This window comes from Streptomyces sp. NPDC006602, assembly GCF_042870385.1.
Lineage (GTDB): Bacteria > Actinomycetota > Actinomycetes > Streptomycetales > Streptomycetaceae > Streptomyces.
Window position 1 is genome coordinate 115,148 of record NZ_JBIAHG010000003.1, and the last position, 15,175, is coordinate 130,322.

At 68.4% G+C, this 15,175-nt stretch carries 17 protein-coding genes, 1 tRNA gene and 1 pseudogene; 13 read left to right on the plus strand and 6 right to left on the minus strand.

Annotation, left to right across the window (positions count from 1 at the left end; translation table 11 throughout):
• Positions 1-78 precede the first annotated feature (78 nt).
• From ACFYO2_RS09270 to ACFYO2_RS09310, 9 genes are all read left to right on the plus strand, one after another.
• Entirely contained in the window at positions 79-996 is a 918-nt protein-coding gene (locus ACFYO2_RS09270) for a transporter substrate-binding domain-containing protein (RefSeq protein ID WP_388346364.1), read from the plus strand.
• A complete protein-coding gene (locus ACFYO2_RS09275) occupies positions 993-1,976 on the plus strand; it encodes an amino acid ABC transporter permease (RefSeq protein ID WP_388346367.1) in 984 nt (327 codons plus the stop codon). Before ACFYO2_RS09270 ends, ACFYO2_RS09275 begins: the two co-directional genes overlap by 4 nt.
• Positions 1,973-2,749, plus strand: a complete 777-nt coding sequence (locus tag ACFYO2_RS09280) for an amino acid ABC transporter ATP-binding protein (RefSeq protein WP_388346369.1) — start codon at positions 1,973-1,975, stop codon at positions 2,747-2,749. Before ACFYO2_RS09275 ends, ACFYO2_RS09280 begins: the two co-directional genes overlap by 4 nt.
• 72 nt (positions 2,750-2,821) lie before the next feature.
• Positions 2,822-3,583 (plus strand): gamma-glutamyl-gamma-aminobutyrate hydrolase family protein, encoded by a 762-nt coding sequence (locus tag ACFYO2_RS09285; RefSeq protein ID WP_388346372.1) that lies wholly within the window; start codon positions 2,822-2,824, stop codon positions 3,581-3,583.
• Positions 3,580-4,896 carry a diaminopimelate decarboxylase gene (locus ACFYO2_RS09290; RefSeq protein ID WP_388346375.1) on the plus strand — a complete coding sequence of 439 codons (1,317 nt, stop codon included), beginning with the start codon at positions 3,580-3,582 and terminating at the stop codon, positions 4,894-4,896. The genes ACFYO2_RS09285 and ACFYO2_RS09290 overlap by 4 nt, the downstream gene beginning before the upstream one ends.
• Before the next feature lie 426 nt (positions 4,897-5,322).
• Positions 5,323-5,381 (plus strand) — tRNA-Ser (locus ACFYO2_RS09295).
• A 494-nt stretch (positions 5,382-5,875) separates the two neighbouring features.
• The gene (locus tag ACFYO2_RS09300) at positions 5,876-6,172 is read left to right on the plus strand and encodes a hypothetical protein (RefSeq protein ID WP_388346378.1); all 297 of its coding nucleotides are present in this window, start codon (positions 5,876-5,878) and stop codon (positions 6,170-6,172) included.
• Positions 6,172-6,582 (plus strand): nucleotidyl transferase AbiEii/AbiGii toxin family protein, encoded by a 411-nt coding sequence (locus ACFYO2_RS09305; protein WP_388346381.1) that lies wholly within the window; start codon positions 6,172-6,174, stop codon positions 6,580-6,582. The genes ACFYO2_RS09300 and ACFYO2_RS09305 overlap by 1 nt, the downstream gene beginning before the upstream one ends.
• Before the next feature lie 355 nt (positions 6,583-6,937).
• The gene (locus tag ACFYO2_RS09310) at positions 6,938-7,285 is read left to right on the plus strand and encodes a hypothetical protein (RefSeq protein WP_388346384.1); all 348 of its coding nucleotides are present in this window, start codon (positions 6,938-6,940) and stop codon (positions 7,283-7,285) included.
• A 37-nt stretch (positions 7,286-7,322) separates the two neighbouring features.
• Here ACFYO2_RS09310 and ACFYO2_RS09315 read toward each other — a convergent pair whose 3' ends face one another.
• From ACFYO2_RS09315 to ACFYO2_RS09335, 5 genes and pseudogenes are all read right to left on the minus strand, one after another.
• Entirely contained in the window at positions 7,323-7,778 is a 456-nt protein-coding gene (locus ACFYO2_RS09315; RefSeq protein ID WP_388346387.1) for a hypothetical protein, read from the minus strand.
• A 134-nt stretch (positions 7,779-7,912) separates the two neighbouring features.
• The gene (locus tag ACFYO2_RS09320) at positions 7,913-10,702 is read right to left on the minus strand and encodes a response regulator (protein WP_388346389.1); all 2,790 of its coding nucleotides are present in this window, start codon (positions 10,700-10,702) and stop codon (positions 7,913-7,915) included.
• Positions 10,703-11,149: 447 nt separating this feature from the next.
• Positions 11,150-11,371, minus strand: a pseudogene (locus ACFYO2_RS09325) (ATP-binding protein); the annotation flags it as partial.
• A 68-nt stretch (positions 11,372-11,439) separates the two neighbouring features.
• Positions 11,440-11,658 carry a hypothetical protein gene (locus tag ACFYO2_RS09330; RefSeq protein WP_388346392.1) on the minus strand — a complete coding sequence of 73 codons (219 nt, stop codon included), beginning with the start codon at positions 11,656-11,658 and terminating at the stop codon, positions 11,440-11,442.
• On the minus strand, positions 11,655-12,182 hold the full coding sequence (locus ACFYO2_RS09335; RefSeq protein WP_388346395.1) for a hypothetical protein: 528 nt from the start codon (positions 12,180-12,182) through the stop codon (positions 11,655-11,657). Before ACFYO2_RS09335 ends, ACFYO2_RS09330 begins: the two co-directional genes overlap by 4 nt.
• 10 nt (positions 12,183-12,192) lie before the next feature.
• On the opposite strand from ACFYO2_RS09335, the gene ACFYO2_RS09340 reads away from it, so the two are divergent.
• A complete protein-coding gene (locus ACFYO2_RS09340; RefSeq protein ID WP_388346398.1) occupies positions 12,193-12,603 on the plus strand; it encodes a hypothetical protein in 411 nt (136 codons plus the stop codon).
• 4 nt (positions 12,604-12,607) lie between these two features.
• Positions 12,608-12,985: a metalloregulator ArsR/SmtB family transcription factor gene (locus tag ACFYO2_RS09345; protein ID WP_328785320.1), complete on the plus strand. Its 378-nt coding sequence runs from the start codon at positions 12,608-12,610 to the stop codon at positions 12,983-12,985.
• Here ACFYO2_RS09345 and ACFYO2_RS09350 read toward each other — a convergent pair.
• Positions 12,916-13,404 carry an NAD(P)-binding domain-containing protein gene (locus ACFYO2_RS09350; RefSeq protein ID WP_388346401.1) on the minus strand — a complete coding sequence of 163 codons (489 nt, stop codon included), beginning with the start codon at positions 13,402-13,404 and terminating at the stop codon, positions 12,916-12,918. The genes ACFYO2_RS09345 and ACFYO2_RS09350 overlap by 70 nt on opposite strands.
• Between ACFYO2_RS09350 and ACFYO2_RS09355 the strand changes: the two genes are divergently transcribed.
• Together ACFYO2_RS09355 and ACFYO2_RS09360 are read left to right on the plus strand one after the other, a co-directional pair.
• Positions 13,327-13,611 carry a hypothetical protein gene (locus ACFYO2_RS09355; protein ID WP_388346403.1) on the plus strand — a complete coding sequence of 95 codons (285 nt, stop codon included), beginning with the start codon at positions 13,327-13,329 and terminating at the stop codon, positions 13,609-13,611. The two genes, ACFYO2_RS09350 and ACFYO2_RS09355, sit on opposite strands and share 78 nt — an antisense overlap.
• A gap of 490 nt (positions 13,612-14,101) precedes the next feature.
• Positions 14,102-15,124 carry a DNA-directed RNA polymerase subunit alpha gene (locus tag ACFYO2_RS09360; protein WP_388346405.1) on the plus strand — a complete coding sequence of 341 codons (1,023 nt, stop codon included), beginning with the start codon at positions 14,102-14,104 and terminating at the stop codon, positions 15,122-15,124.
• Positions 15,125-15,175 lie beyond the last annotated feature (51 nt).

A 15,175-nucleotide genomic window follows, 5' to 3' on the forward strand; every position in this document is an offset into this window, starting at 1 on the left:
CCCGGCACGGGCGGAATACAGAATCGCCGCAACACCCCGCACCGGACCACACGTCCGACCGACCGAATGGAGACGCACATGGCCAGAACTCATCTCGTCACTGCCGTTGCCGCGACGACCATGGCAATGCTCCTCACCGCCTGTGGCGGCGGGGGCGCGACCGACGGCTCCGCGACGGACGGGGGCAAGGCGGCCACCGCGCCGGTCGCCGCCGATGCGGCGGTCGCGAAGCTGCTGCCCGCACGCTTCAAGAACGGGATCAACGTGGCCAGCGGCGTCTACGCGCCGATGGAAATGCTCGACTCGCAGCAGAAGTTCACCGGATTCGATTACGACCTGGGGCAGGCGCTCGGAGCCAAGCTCGGCGTCCCCTTCACCTTCACCAACCAGGCGTTCGACAGCATCATCCCGTCGCTCCAGTCCGGCAAGCACCAGATCATCATGTACGGGATGAACGACACCCCGGCACGGCAGAAGAGCCTGTACTTCGTCGACTACTTCCACGCCGGCATGGACATCATCGTCAAGAAGGGCAACCCCGAGAAGATCCGCAGTGTGCTGGACCTCTGTGGCAAGTCGGTCACAGTCGCCAAGGCCACCACGCAAGCCGACCTCATGAGGGCGCAGGCCCCGAGCTGCAAGGCCGCCGGCAAGAAGCCGATCACCGTGGTCGAACTGCCCACCGAGGGTGACTCCCTGGTCGCCGTCCGCGCGGGCAAGGGCGCCGCCGACGTCCTCGACGCGGCGGTCGCCGAGTACACCGCCCGGACGGCCGGCAACGGCAAACAGTTCGAGGTCGTCCACGACGCCGCGCACCCCACCGGCTACGCGCCGGTCTTCACCGGCATCGGAGTTCTCCGCAAGGACCACGACCTCGCCCTGGCCCTCCATGCGGCGCTGACCTCGGTCATCAAGGACGGCACGTACGGCAAGATCCTGACGAAGTACGGCCTGTCGTCGTACGGCGTCACCGCTGCGAAGATCAACGCCGGATGACCGCTACGGACATGACGGTGAAGTCCACCGCCGGGACACACGACGTGGCCGCCGCGCCCCGGAGCCACCCGGGGCGCTGGATCGCCGCAGCCGCACTGGTCGCCCTGTGCGCGGGGTGGGTGCTCTCCCTGTGGAGCAACCAGAACATCGACCACGCCACCATCGCCGACTTCCTCTTCGACGGGCGGATCCTCCAAGGCGTCCTGCTCACGGTGGGCCTCACCGTCTGCTCGATGCTGCTGGCGACAGCCTTCGCCGTCGCGCTCGCCGTGATGCGGCTCTCCGCGAACCCGGTGCTGCGCGTGGTCTCCTGGGGCTACACGTGGTTCTTCAGGGGCACCCCGCTGCTCGTCCAGATCGTCTTCTGGGGCTACCTCGGCCTGCTGTACGAAAAAATCAGCCTCGGTGTCCCGTTCACCTCGATCCACTTCTTCTCCGCGAACACCAATACGATCGTGACCCCGTTCGTCGCCGGCCTGCTGGCGCTCGGGATGAACGAAGCCGCCTACGCCTCCGAGATCGTCCGCGCGGGTCTGCTCTCCGTCGACCACGGTCAGGTCGAAGCAGCCCACTCGCTGGGCATGTCACCCGCGTACACCCTGCGGCGCATCATCGTGCCCCAGGCGATGCGGGTGATCATCCCGCCGATGGGCAACGAGACGATCTCGATGCTCAAGAACACCGCCCTGCTCCAGCTGATCGCGGTGCCGGAGCTCTACACGCGAGCGAGCTGGATCTCCGCGCAGAACCTCAGCCAGGTCGAGCTGCTGATCGTCGCGAGCGCCTGGTACCTGGTCCTCACCTCGGTGCTGTCCGTACCTCAGTACTACCTCGAACGCCGTTACGGCCGCGGCGCGGGCCGCAGCATGCCCACCACGCCTTGGCAGCAGGCCCGGCACACGGCCACGCGGATCCGGACCCGCGTCGCACAGGTCGCTCACACCAATCCCCGGAACGCCAGGACGGAGGCGGACTCATGACCCCGAGCCCGTTGGTCGAGGCCAGGAACGTACGCAAACACTTCGGCGCCCACCACGTGCTCAAGGGCATCGACCTCGAAGTCCGGCGCGGGGAGGTGATGTGTCTGCTCGGGCCGTCGGGTTCGGGCAAGTCGACCTTCCTGCGCTGCATCAACCACCTGGAGAAGGTCGACGGCGGCCGTATCCATGTCGACGGCGAGTTGATGGGCTACGAGGAACACGCCTCCCGCAAGGGGCGTGCCAGGGAGATGAAGCCGAAGCAGATCGCGGCTCAGCGCCGCAGCATCGGCATGGTCTTCCAGCGGTTCAACCTGTTCCCCCACCTCACGGCCCTGGGAAACATCACCGAGGCCCCGATCGGAGTGGCCCACCACAGCCGCGCGGACGCCCGGTCGCGCGGCATGGAACTGCTGCGACGGGTCGGCCTCACCGACCACGCCGACGCCTATCCGGCCCATCTGTCAGGAGGCCAGCAGCAAAGGGTCGCCATCGCACGCGCGCTTGCCATGGAACCGAAGCTGATGCTCTTCGACGAGCCGACCTCCGCGCTGGACCCCGAACTCGTCGGTGACGTGCTGAGTGTGATGCGCGACCTCGCGAGGAGCGGAATGACGATGATCGTCGTCACCCATGAGATCGGCTTCGCCCGCGAGGTGGCGGACCAGGTCGTCTTCATGGACGACGGCATCGTCGTCGAGTCCGGCGCGCCGTCCCGTGTCATCGACGATCCGCGGCACGAGCGCACGAGGGCATTCCTCGACAGCGTCCTGTAGATCGATCACGTGTGCCGCCCCTACGCCCCTACGCCCCTACGCCCCTACGCCCCTACGAGAGGCAACGACTCCGTGTCTGACACTGTCCACCGGCCCCTGATCGCGGTGACGGTCGGCCGGGACCTGCCCGACCGTCCATCCGTCCTGAGACTGACGGAGAACTACGTACGGGTGCTGACCACTGCGGGCGCCATACCCATCGTCGTCGTGCCCGGAATCGACACCGCCGCCGTCCAGTACGTGATGGAACGCGTCGACGGCCTGCTGCTGCCCGGCGGAATCGGCGCGCCCGACCCCCACCCCCGCCGATTCGGCGAGGACCCGCGGCCCGAGACAGTCATCGACGCGGACCTCGACGCGCTGGAGATCGCCGCCATTCACCGTGCAGTCCGCCTGGGAATGCCCGTACTCGGCATCTGCCGCGGTTGCCAGATCCTCAACGTCGCCCTGGGGGGCAGCCTGATCCAGCACCTGGAGCCGGGCGACGTCTCCCACCTGCCGGGCCTTCCCCTGGACGCGGAAGCGCATGAACTCCGGCTCGAAGACGGCTCACGCCTCGCGAGACTGTCCGGAGCACGACTGCTCCGGGTCAACAGCCTGCACCATCAAGCCATCGCCAGGCCCGCACCGGCCCTCCGAGTGGTCGGCAGGGCCGAGGACGGCGTCGTGGAAGCCGTCGAGTCGGCCGACCCCGACCGGTGGATCACCGGCGTCCAGTACCACCCGGAGGAGCTGACCAGCCAGCCTGCCCACCGCCGACTCTTCGAGGATTTCATCTCGTGCTCCGCCCGGTACGCGGCTGATCGCGACCAGGAAAGGACCGTTTCCGCATGACGAACTCCCCAGCAGGCGAGCGGCGCGAACGCATCCTGCGTGCGGCCGTGCGGGATCGTCTCGTCGAACCCGACAGCGCCGCCCTGGCCGCCTTCGTCGACCTCGACGGGGTCGCGGCGAGTGTCGCGGCGCTGCACAAGGCGTTTCCGGACTCGGTGAACGTCCTGCACACCTTCGCGGCGAAGGCGAACTGTCTGGTGCCGGTACTGGCGGAGTTGCGCAACCTCGGCATGGGCTGCGAGGTGGCCAGTCCGGGAGAGCTCGCGCAGGCGCTGGCCGCCGGCTTCGCGCCGGAGCAGATCGTCTACGACTCCCCCGCGAAGACCCGCTCCGACCTTCGCCAGGCCCTTGAACTGGGCGTCGCGGTCAACGCGGACAATTTCCAGGAACTCGCCCGCATCGACGAGATCCTCGCGGTGGCCCCCGCCTCCGCCTCCGCCCCTGCCTCTCAGCTCGGCGTCCGCCTCAATCCCCAGGTCGGTGGCGGCGGAATCGCAGAGATGAGCACGGCCACCGCGACCTCGAAGTTCGGCATCGCGCTGGAAGACGACGGAAATCGGCAGCGGCTCCTTGCCGCCTACCGTGACCGGCCATGGCTGACATGGGTCCACGCGCACGTCGGATCACAGGGCTGCCCGCTCGAACTGATCGCCCAGGGCATCGCGAAGGCCGTGGCCTTCGCCGACGAGGTCAACTCAACCTGTGGCCGACGCCAAGTGACCGGCATCGACATCGGCGGCGGACTCCCCGTCAACTTCGCCGACGACGAGACGACCCCCGGCTTCGACGACTACGTCGCCACTCTCCGGACTCATGCCCCGGCCCTGTTCACCGGCGAATACCGGATCGTCACCGAGTTCGGACGATCCCTGCTGGCCAAGAACGGCTTCACCGCCGCCTGCGTGGAATACACCAAGATCTCCGGCGGACGCCCGATCGCGATCACCCACGCCGGTGCCCAGGTCGCCACCCGGACCGTGTTCATGCCGACTGCCTGGCCCCTGCGCCTCACCGCCCACGGCCCCGACGGGACCCTCAAGCAAGGCGAACCCGTGCCCCAGGACATCGCGGGCCCCTGCTGCTTCGCCGGCGACCTGCTCGCCGAGGCCCGCCCGCTGCCCCTGCTCGCCCCGGGCGACATCGTCGCCCTCCTGGACACCGGCGCGTACTACTCGTCCACCCCCTTCCACTACAACAGCCTGCCCGACCCCGCCGTCCACGGAGTACGCGTCGCCCCCGACGGCCACGTCCACTTCAGTCCCCTCCGACAGGCTGAGACCATCGACGACGTCCTCGCACGAACCGGCCACTGACACCGCCCGGAACGACCGGAACGACAAGAAGGGCCGGCACCACGGACGTGCTCTCCGCCGCCGTCCGTGTCGAGCACCTCGCCGATTCCGCCCGTAGACCACAGCACCGCCCCGGCATCTGAGGGACGGTGCGACAGTCACCCAAAGAGGGGGGCACCCGTCCGGAGACAGCGCGCCAACGCACCCGGCGCACTCCTCATCTGCATCTGTCCGCGCGCTCCGGAACGTCTCCCTGTTCGATTGAAGGGGCACCATATACCCCCCTACGCTTACCCGAGGAAGTCGTGACCTCCGCAACTGACGTGGCTGACAAGTACCAGGCAGCAATTAAAACAATACGGACAGACATGGCATTTCATTTTCGCGGGACATGCACGGGACGACAAGCCTGACAGCCCGTCAAATAGATCCCTGACCTGCGAAGCCGCCCAGGAACAGGACGGCCTCCGGAGCCGTGTGCGCAGGTTCGAATCCTGCCGGGGGCACTCGCCTACAGTCAGCGGAAATCATGGTCTGACCAGGGCGGATGCCGACATGAAAGAGCGGGACCCAGTCTCACTGGGTCCCGCTCTTTGTCGTTGTTGCGCGCTGATCTCGTGTGAGGGGCGTGTGGGGACACGACTGCGGCTTGCGTGGCTAGGTCTCGTGGTCGGCCGCGTCTCTGGGTTGCGGCACCATGACGGGCATGGATCTTGACGGGATAGGCGCGCTCTCCGCAGCCGGAGTGGCGCTGATCGGGATACCCGCCACAGTGCTCATAGGCCGATGGCAGATGAAAGCCGCATTGCGCACGGCAGAGGCCACCAGTGAGGCGGGTTTGGCTCAAGCCGAGTCTTCCTACCGTGCAGCATTGGACGCCGTCCGCGCCGAGACATACGCCGCTCAGTTCCACGGAGATGCCCGTGAGTAGCGAGCCGAAGTAGACCTCTCGTCGGTGCTGTCTGCGTCGTCCACCTGCCCGTGGGCGTGACTGCCAAGCATGTGCCAGTTGCCGGAGTCACTCGACGAGTTGGTCGGGACGACCTCCGGAACCGTGACCCTGCCCCGTCACATCGACTGGGGCCCGCACTATGAATACGATCTCGCGGACGAGGCCGACCTGTTCCTCATGTACGAGCGGGTCATCCGCGAGGCCCAGTCCACCGCCGACCTGTCGGCGTACCTGAGCACCGATCTCTTGCCCAGGCACTGGACGGGCCTATTTCTGCCCACTCCGGCCCGTGCGGCGTGGCAGGCCCGCTTCCCCGAGCTCGCACCTGCGGCGGCTGCGGCGTAGTGGACGAGCTGCACCGCCGACTGATCCGCATCGGGCTCGACGCACTTGCCGACGACTTCGGCTACGCCTTGGCAGGCGGGTACGCCGTCCAGGCCCACCAGATCGTCAACCGAGTCAGCGACGACGTCGACCTCTTTGCTCCGATCAACCGGGCGACCACGGAGATGCCCGCGGCCACCGAGCGCGTCATCGCCGCCTACGAAGCCGCAGGCTTCGCCGTGGAACTGGCCCACCAGAACCCCGAGCACACCTACACGCGGCTGAACGTCACCGAACCCGCCAGCGGCACCCAGAACAAAGTGGAACTCGTCGCCGAGTTCCTCAACCACCCACCCGTGCCTTCCGAGCTCGGCCCGGTCCTGCACCCCGACGACGTCGCCGCCGGCAAGACCACCGCCCTCGACGGCTGAGCCGAGGTCCGCGACGCCATCGACGTCGACGGCCTCCTCAGGGCCGGATACACTCGCGAACGCCTGATGGAACTGGCCAGGCAGAACGACGACGGCTTCAACCCGCGGATGTTCGCCGACTCACTCGCTCGCATCCAGCGTTATACCGACAAGCAATTCGCCGCCTACGGCCTCACCAGCGCCGAAGCAGCATCCCTGCGTGAGCACTGTTGCCGGCGCGTTCCGCTACCTCCGTGGGGTCGACACCTTTCTGACCTCGGCGGCTGCCGACGGGTCAGTCGCAGCAGTCGCACTCGGGTGATGACGCCGGTCGCCGAGTCTCCGATGCGGAACGCCGCCTGAGTGAGCGCCGCTCATGCCCATCAGCATGGACGCGGGTCTGCCGGTGGCGGCTGCGCAGCCGGGACGCCGTCCAGAGCGCCCCTATCGAGGCGGCGTTTCCCCCACCCCGCCGCCCCGGGCTCGCGGTCGAGCCCGGCTGGACGCACAACTGCTCGAACTGCTGAGCATGGACGGCCGCATGTCTCTGCGGGCCCTGTCGGCGGCGACGGACGCGTGCCTCACCACGGTGCGGCGCAGACTGCAGTCGGTGCTCACCTCACGGCTGAACCAGCGCCGCGATCCGGCCCAGCCCGGCCCGGCCCAGCCGCTGTCGGGATGGCCGCTGTCCGCCGTGTGCTTCGCCTCCGTACCGGGCCAGTAGGTGGAGGAGACCAGCCGGGCGCTGTCCGATGTGCTGGTCAAGTACATGGGGCGGCTGCTGGACCGGGACGGCCGGCGCCTCGGAGTCGTACCGCTCCGGCACCCTCAAGGACCGCGTTCCGCTGCTGCGGAGCCCATACGAAAAGGGACATGCTCGGGCCGGACAGGCCGCCGCGGTCCGCCCAGTGCAGGCGGCCCGACTGCTGCCGGGCCAACGTCACCAGGCCCGCGGCGAACAACAGGTAGCTGTCCAGGTAGAGCATGTCGGCCACACCCGGGAACGGAACGTCGGCGTCGCGGACCTGGTACAGGCCCCAGATCGTGTCCGCCGCCGCGTACGGTGCCATGCCCGGCGCGAAGAGGCACCACGGAAGGACCGATGGCGGCCTGTTCCTGGTCACTCGCACCGCGATCGCGAAGACGACCGAGGCGGATACCAGCACGGGCAGCATGTAACGCGCTGCGGAGGAGGTGACCAGATAGATGACGGTCACCGCGGTCCCGGCTGCCGCATACGCCCAGGCCGTCGTATCACGGCGGGCGGGCAGCAGGACGTGAACCTTGCCCCCAGGTTCTCCTCCCCTCCTCCGGCCCGTACGCGCTCGGGCGGCGGTATACGGGCGGCTCCTCAGCCAGGTTCATGGCCAGGACGGTGGGAGCGGAGCCTCTTGAGGGTGCGACAGGTGTGGTCGAGTTCGTCCTGAAGGCGGGGAGCGGTCTCGGCCAGTGAGGCCGGGTCTCCGGCCCGCGCGTGCTCTTCCAGCTCCTGGCAACGGGCGGCGAGGCCCTCGGCGCCTATGTTGCCGGCGGCGCCTTTGAGGCTGTGTGCCTGGTCTGCGATCTCCTGCGTGTCGTGGCGGTCGAGCGCATGGAAGAGTGCGCTGGTTATCTCGGGGGCCCGGACGAGGAAGCGGTCCACCAGCCCGTCCACCAGTTCGTGCTCGGCCGGGGCGCCGGCGCCGCGTAGTTCGTTCAGCCGCTGCTCGATCGAGGCGCGCAGGTCCTCGTCGTCCGCCTGTGGGTGGGTGGGGTGGACCCAGCGGGTGAGGGCTTGCTCCAGCTCGTCGGCGGTGACCGGTTTGGGGACGTAGTCATCCATGCCCGCGGCCAGGCACCGTTCCCGGTCCTCGGCGAGGACGCCGGCGGTCATGGCGATCACCGGCAGGTGACGGCCGTCGTCCCACTCCCGACGACGCAGTTCCCGGGTGGCGCTGTAGCCGTCCATCCGGGGCATCTCGCAGTCCATGAGCACCGCCTGATAGCTGTGTTCCTCGGCCATGCGCAGGGCCTGGACGCCGTCGGCGGCGGTGTCCGTGCTGTAGCCGAGCCGGGTGAGCATGCGCTGCGCGACCATCTGGTTGATCTCGTTGTCCTCGACCAGCAGGAGACGGCCCCGCTGGGCGGGCTGGGGCGTGGTGGGAACCTGCACTGCCGGAGCCGCCGTGGCCACCGGCGGTGTCCGGGTGGCGAGTTCGACCAGGGCGTCCAGGAGCTGGGACTGGTGGACGGGCTTGGGCAGGCTGTGGGCGATCCCGGCCGCCTGAAGCTCGGCAGCGGGCGGTGGGGGGCCGGAGGTGAGCAGCAACAGCCGTACGCGGGCGAAGTTCTGGTCGGTGGTGATCCGGCGGGCGAGTTCCAGGCCGTCCATGTCAGGCATGTACATGTCGAGGAGGGCCAGAGCGAAGGGACGGCCCGCGGCCGCTGCCTCGTGCAGGGCCACCAGGGCCTGGGGGCCGCCACCGACCATGGTGGGCTGGATGTGCCATCTGCGTAGCTGCGTGTCGAGGATCAGCCGGTTGGTGTCGTTGTCGTCGACGACCAGGACCCGCAGCCCGCGAAAAGTGTCGGGGTGCAGAGGGGCCTGGGGCTGTTCGGAGGTGTCGGGTGCGCGCACAGGGACGGTGACGAAGAAGGTGCTGCCCTGACCGGGCCGGCTGGTGACACCGATGGAGCCCCCCATGGCCTCGGTGAGCCTGCGGCAGATGGCCAGGCCCAGACCCGTGCCTCCGTAGCGGCGGGTGGTAGATGCATCGGCCTGGGAAAAGGCGTCGAACATCCGCTCCTGGTCGGCCTCGGCGATGCCGATGCCTGTATCGGCCACCTCGAAGCGCAGCCACGGCGCGTGCTCCGCGGGTGGCTGGGACGGGGCCGGGCGGGCACGGAGCAGAACCTCGCCGGATTCGGTGAACTTCACCGCGTTGGACGCCAGATTGAGCAGTATCTGCCGCAGTCGGCCGGAGTCCCCGAGCACCATCGCGGGCAGGTCGGGATGGCAGTCGCTGAGCAGTTCCAGGCCCTGGGCCTGGGCGGTCTGCACCACCAGCGAGACGACTTCCTCCACCAGCACCTGCGGGCTGAATGCGACCTCGTCCAGTTCGAGCTTGCCCGCCTCCAGCTTGGAGAAGTCCAGGATGTCGTTGATCAGCGACAGCAGTGCCGTGCCGGCGGCCTGAATGCCCTCCGTGTAACGTCGCTGCTCGGCATCCAGTTCGGTGCCCAGCAGCAGGTCGCTCAGCCCGATGACGCCGTTCATGGGAGTGCGAATCTCGTGGCTGATGGAGGCGACGAACTGCGACTTCGCCTGGGACGCGGCGATCGCCTGGTCGCGGGCCTCCGCCAGAGCGGCTTCGGCCTGCTTGCGCTCGCTGATGTCCCGGACAAAGGCGTTGAAGCAGCGCGCCTTCGCCGACTTCAGCCGCCACACCGCCAGTTCGACCGGGATCTCGTGGCCGTCGTGATGACGGGCAGTGAGCTCGATCTGACGGCCCAGCACATGAGCCTCCCCGCCGGCCAGCACCCGTTGCAGACCGGCCTTGTGCGCGGCGTGGTACCTCTCAGGAATGATCGTCTCCGTCAGCGGACGGCCCATCGTCTCGCGGTGGCTGAACCCGAACAGCCTCTCGGCGCCCAGGTTCCAGTCGATGACCAGGCCGTCCTCGTCGATGGAGACGAAGGCATCCCGGGCGGTCTCGATGACCGAACGTGCCTGATCCTGCAACAGCCGCAGCGCTTCCTCCCTGCGCCGCTGACCCTCCGCCTCACGGATGAACCCGCGCACTTCGAGCGGCTCGCCTGCGGGGTCCCGCACCACCCAGGACGTCGTCTCCGTCCATATCCAGTGCCTGTCGGCGTGCCGCAGACGCAGACACACCGCCACCCGGCCGTCGCGGAGCAGATCCCGCTCCGCCCACTCGAATTCCTCCACATCGCCCGGATGCACCCAGGACTCCACCGACGTCCCCACGATCTCCTCGACCGGGCGGCCCAGCAATGCCTGCCCCGCGGCGGACACCTCCCTGTAGACGCCCTCCATCGTCCGGCGGAAGACCATGTCCGGAGAGTTCTTCAGCAGCAGCCGAAACCGCTCCTCGTCGTCGGCCGCATATTGCCCTGGCGTGGCTGTCGATTCCGGTTCCATCGTCCGCCTCCACATGTGAGGCACGACCACAAGGCGCGGCCGGGACCACCGAACAGACCGGTCGCGACGGTTTTCGGCCGGGACTCGCCGTGTTGCGGAAGGCGGCCAGCGGCAGTGCGGCGTGCGATGACGGAGATCAAGCGATCCGCTCGTCGGACATTTCCAGCAAAGAATGAACCACTGAAGATCGCAATTCGAAGGAGCGGACGCCGACCCGGGGTTGCGGTCGGGCTGCGGCATTCGGGCAGCCCAGAGATAGTCCGGTTACCGGGCACTGCCATGCCCATCACTTCCCGTGCCGACCTCTGACGGCCATTCAGTTCCATATGCACCCCCAAGGTGCAGGGCCTCGTCGATGACTACCGGACGCGGAGAGTGACCTTCGAGGACACCGGAGGACACCTTCTGAACAAGACACCTCCGACCCTCAACCTGCGGCAGCGCCGTTCAGGCGGAGCCCGCCGCAACGCCCGTACCAGTGAGCGGCAGCCAGGCGGTGATCGTGGTGCCCCGGCCCTCTTCGGAGCGCACCTCCGTCCGGCCGCCGTGGTTCGCCACGATCGTGTGCACGATGGTCAGCCCCAGGCCGGTTCCCGGGATGGCCGCGTCGGTGGCGTTCGAGGCGCGGAAGAACCGCTGGAAGAGTTTCTCCTGCTCCTTCTCGGGTGGTCGACCTGGGCCGGCTGGTGACCTCGGCCGTCGACGCGATCAGGCCGGCCGCCGAGGCCGCCTCGGTCTCACTGGACACGCGGTGCGACGAACGGCCGCTGGTCATGCAGGCGGTCGTCGTCGGCGGGATGGATCCGGTCGATGATCCGGTCGTACTGTTTCTGCACCAGCTGCGCACCGACCAACGTGCCGATTCCGCACAGTGGGATCAGAAAGGTCAGCAACCCGAACGTGTACCCGAGCCGGCGCCCCACGGAGCCGGTGACCCGGCCTGCGATGCCGTTCACACGCGATCACCTCCGCCTTCCTTCACCTCGCCGGACGAGTCGAATCCCGTGCGGGTCAGCGGCGTCCACACCTGGGGGGTCCGGTGCAGCGCGTCCCACATGCCGCGCAACCGCCACCACACCGTGAGCTGGCGGTAGCCCAGGTTCTCGGCGACCACCCCGACGAAGGCACCCCATACGTCCCGCCACCGAGCGAACCGGTGGAAGGCGTACTCCTCCACCGCGACCGACACGAGGCTGACCACCGCCGCATAGGCATAGGCGGCGAGCAGGAACTTCCACAGGAAGTCCACGTTCACCGCGCCGATCAGGACGCTCAGCGGAACCAGCACCAGACCCGAGAGTTCCACCAGCGGTGCCAGCAGTTCGAAGAAGAGGTAGAAGGGCAGTGCCAGTGTGCCAACGACGCCGTAGCGGGGATTTCCGATCATGCGCCAGTGCTTGAGCATGATCTCGGTCAGCCCGCGGTGCCACCGCCGTCGCTGGGATGCCAGGTCGGCAAGTCGCGTGGGCGCCTCGGTCACGGTGGCCCGGGTGACGCTGGTCAGCCGCGCGCCGGTGAAGTTCGCCCGCCAGCACATCGGAGGACGTGACCTGCACTTCTGGCTGAAGCCGACCGGGCTGGACATCGCCCCGCTCGGACGGCTTCTGCGCACCCCGCCGACCCAGCTCGTCATCGACGACAGCCGCTACGGGGCCGCCCTCACCCAGGGGGCGCCGGACCGGCGGGAGCTGTTCACCGGCATCGACGGCGTCAAGGCCCTCTGGCCCGACGGGACGCGGGAGGAGGTGGACGCGATCGTCCTTGCCACCGGCTACCGGCCCGACCTGCCCTACCTGACCGGCCTCGACGGCGCCCTCGACCAAACGGCGGCCGGCGCACCGCCTCACCCGGGGCTGATCACGCCGGGCCTCGCCCGCTTGGTTCGATGTGTGTCAACATAGACGTATGTCGAATGCCAAGGTGCTGCCGCTGATAGAGCCTGCCGACAGCCAGGCCGTGGCGCCGTGCTGCCCGCCGCTGACCGAGCGACCGTTCAGCGCGGAGGAGGCCGAGGTGGCCGCGCGGATGTTCAAGGCGCTCGGCGACCCGGTGCGGTTGCGGCTGTTCTCCGCGGTCGCCTCGCACGAGGGCGGCGAGGCGTGCGTCTGCGACATCTCCGACGTCGGCGTCTCCCAGCCGACCGTCTCCCACCACCTGAAGAAGCTCAAAGAGGCCGGGCTGCTCACCTCCGAGCGACGCGGCACCTGGGTCTATTACCGGGTCGAGCCGAGTGTGCTGGCCGCGATGGGACAGTTGCTGACCAACGCGTCGGCTGTGGCCTGAGCGTGATCAAGGGCCGGGGCGAAGGCCGCCGTGTCCAGCCCGACCCCGGCTGACGCATCCCGGTAACCGTCGTACCGATGACGGCCGGGCTTGGCGTGGACGCGCGCGGAGCGGTGCTCGGCTGGGTGCCGCCACACGAAGGTGGGGCGAGGGGTCACGCGTTGGCCTGCGAAGTCGGCGGGGCTGCGGTACTCCACCGTGTGCGGCTGGCGACCTTCGAAGGCTGCTTGGCCGGGGACGGCGGGGAGGAAGGGCCGCCACCAGGTACCGGTCGCGCTGATCACCGCGGGGGCGTGCCAGGTGCCGGAGTCGGTCTCCACCCGGAGGAGCCCACCGTCCCGGTGGACGCCCAGGACGCGTACCGGACGCTCGACGGGCAGTTCATAGCGTTTTTCGTAGTCGGTGAGGTACTCCACCACGTGCTGCGCGTCGGGGAGGTCTCGCCACTCTGCGACGGCATGAGGCGGCCGGGCAGCGAGGAGTACGCGGCCGGGGAGAAGAGACTGGACTGGCAGCTGGAGGACCCGGCGGGCCTGGGCGTCGAGGCGATCCGTCCGATCCGGGACGAGATCAAGGGGCTGGTCGAGGGTCTGATCAAGGAGATCGCGCCGGAGCCCCAGGCATGAGCACCGCGGCGGACATACGCAACGTCATCATCATCATCATCGGCTCCGGCCCCGCGGGCTACACCGCCGCCCTCTACGTCCCGGCCCAGCACTGACCGCGGACATGGGTACGGCGGCCGGCCCACGACTCGTCTTCGCCCGACGTGCAGAGCGACTGAGACGACCGGGCCGTGGCAGGACGTATCGGCCAAGCACAGAGCCGTGAGCCGTGCACCCCACCCCTGCCGACGGTCCCGGCCAACGCCCTGATCACGACATCACCCGGCCAACGCCGCGCATGCCTGCCCGGCCGTCCGGCACGCCCAAGAGCTGGACGCGGGCAAAGCAGAAACGGCCGTGGGGCTGCCGGCGGAAGGGGGGCCAAGCCTCCTCGCTGGGTTGGAGCCGGGCGGTTCGGCCTCTGCGGAGGCCGTATCGCACCTATCGCCCGTACCCTCGTAGTGTCTACGGCGTCACACAGCGGGCGCCAAACCACTGGAGGCAACACCACGTGCTGATCGCTCAGCGTCCGTCCCTGACCGAAGAGGTCGTCGACGAGTTCCGCTCCCGGTTCGTGATCGAGCCGCTGGAGCCGGGCTTCGGCTACACCCTCGGCAACTCCCTGCGTCGTACGCTCCTCTCCTCGATTCCGGGTGCGGCGGTCACGTCCATCCGCATCGACGGCGTGCTGCACGAGTTCACCACCGTGCCGGGCGTCAAGGAGGACGTCACCGACCTCATCCTCAACATCAAGCAGCTCGTCGTGAGCAGCGAGCAGGACGAGCCGGTCGTGATGTACCTGCGCAAGCAGGGCCCGGGTCTCGTCACCGCCGCCGACATCGCGCCCCCGGCCGGTGTCGAGGTCCACAACCCGGATCTGCTGCTTGCCATGCTCAACGGCAAAGGCAAGCTGGAGATGGAGCTGACCGTCGAGCGCGGTCGCGGTTACGTCTCCGCCGTGCAGAACAAGCAAGTGGGCCAGGAGATCGGGCGCATCCCGGTCGACTCGATCTACTCGCCGGTTCTGAAGGTCACGTACAAGGTCGAGGCGACCCGTGTCGAGCAGCGCACCGACTTCGACAAACTGATCGTCGACGTCGAGACCAAGCAGGCCATGCGTCCCCGTGACGCCATGGCCTCCGCCGGCAAGACCCTGGTCGAGCTGTTCGGTCTGGCCCGCGAGCTCAACATCGACGCCGAGGGCATCGACATGGGCCCGTCTCCGGTGGACGCCGCTCTTGCCGCCGATCTGGTCACGCCCATCGAGGAGCTCGACCTCACCGTCCGTTCGTACAACTGCCTCAAGCGCGAGGGCGTCCACTCCGTGGGTGAACTCGTCGCCCGTTCCGAGGCCGACCTCCTCGACATCCGCAACTTCGGCGCGAAGTCCATCGACGAGGTCAAGGAAAAGCTCGCCGGCATGGGCCTGGGCCTCAAGGACAGCCCGCCCGGATTCAACCCGGCCGCTGCCGTCGACGCCTTCGGCGGGAACAACGACGCGGACGCGGGTTTCGTAGAGACGGAGCAATACTGAACGCTGCGCGGCGTCGGGCATGGAGACACTTCGCGTACGGGCAGGAACGCG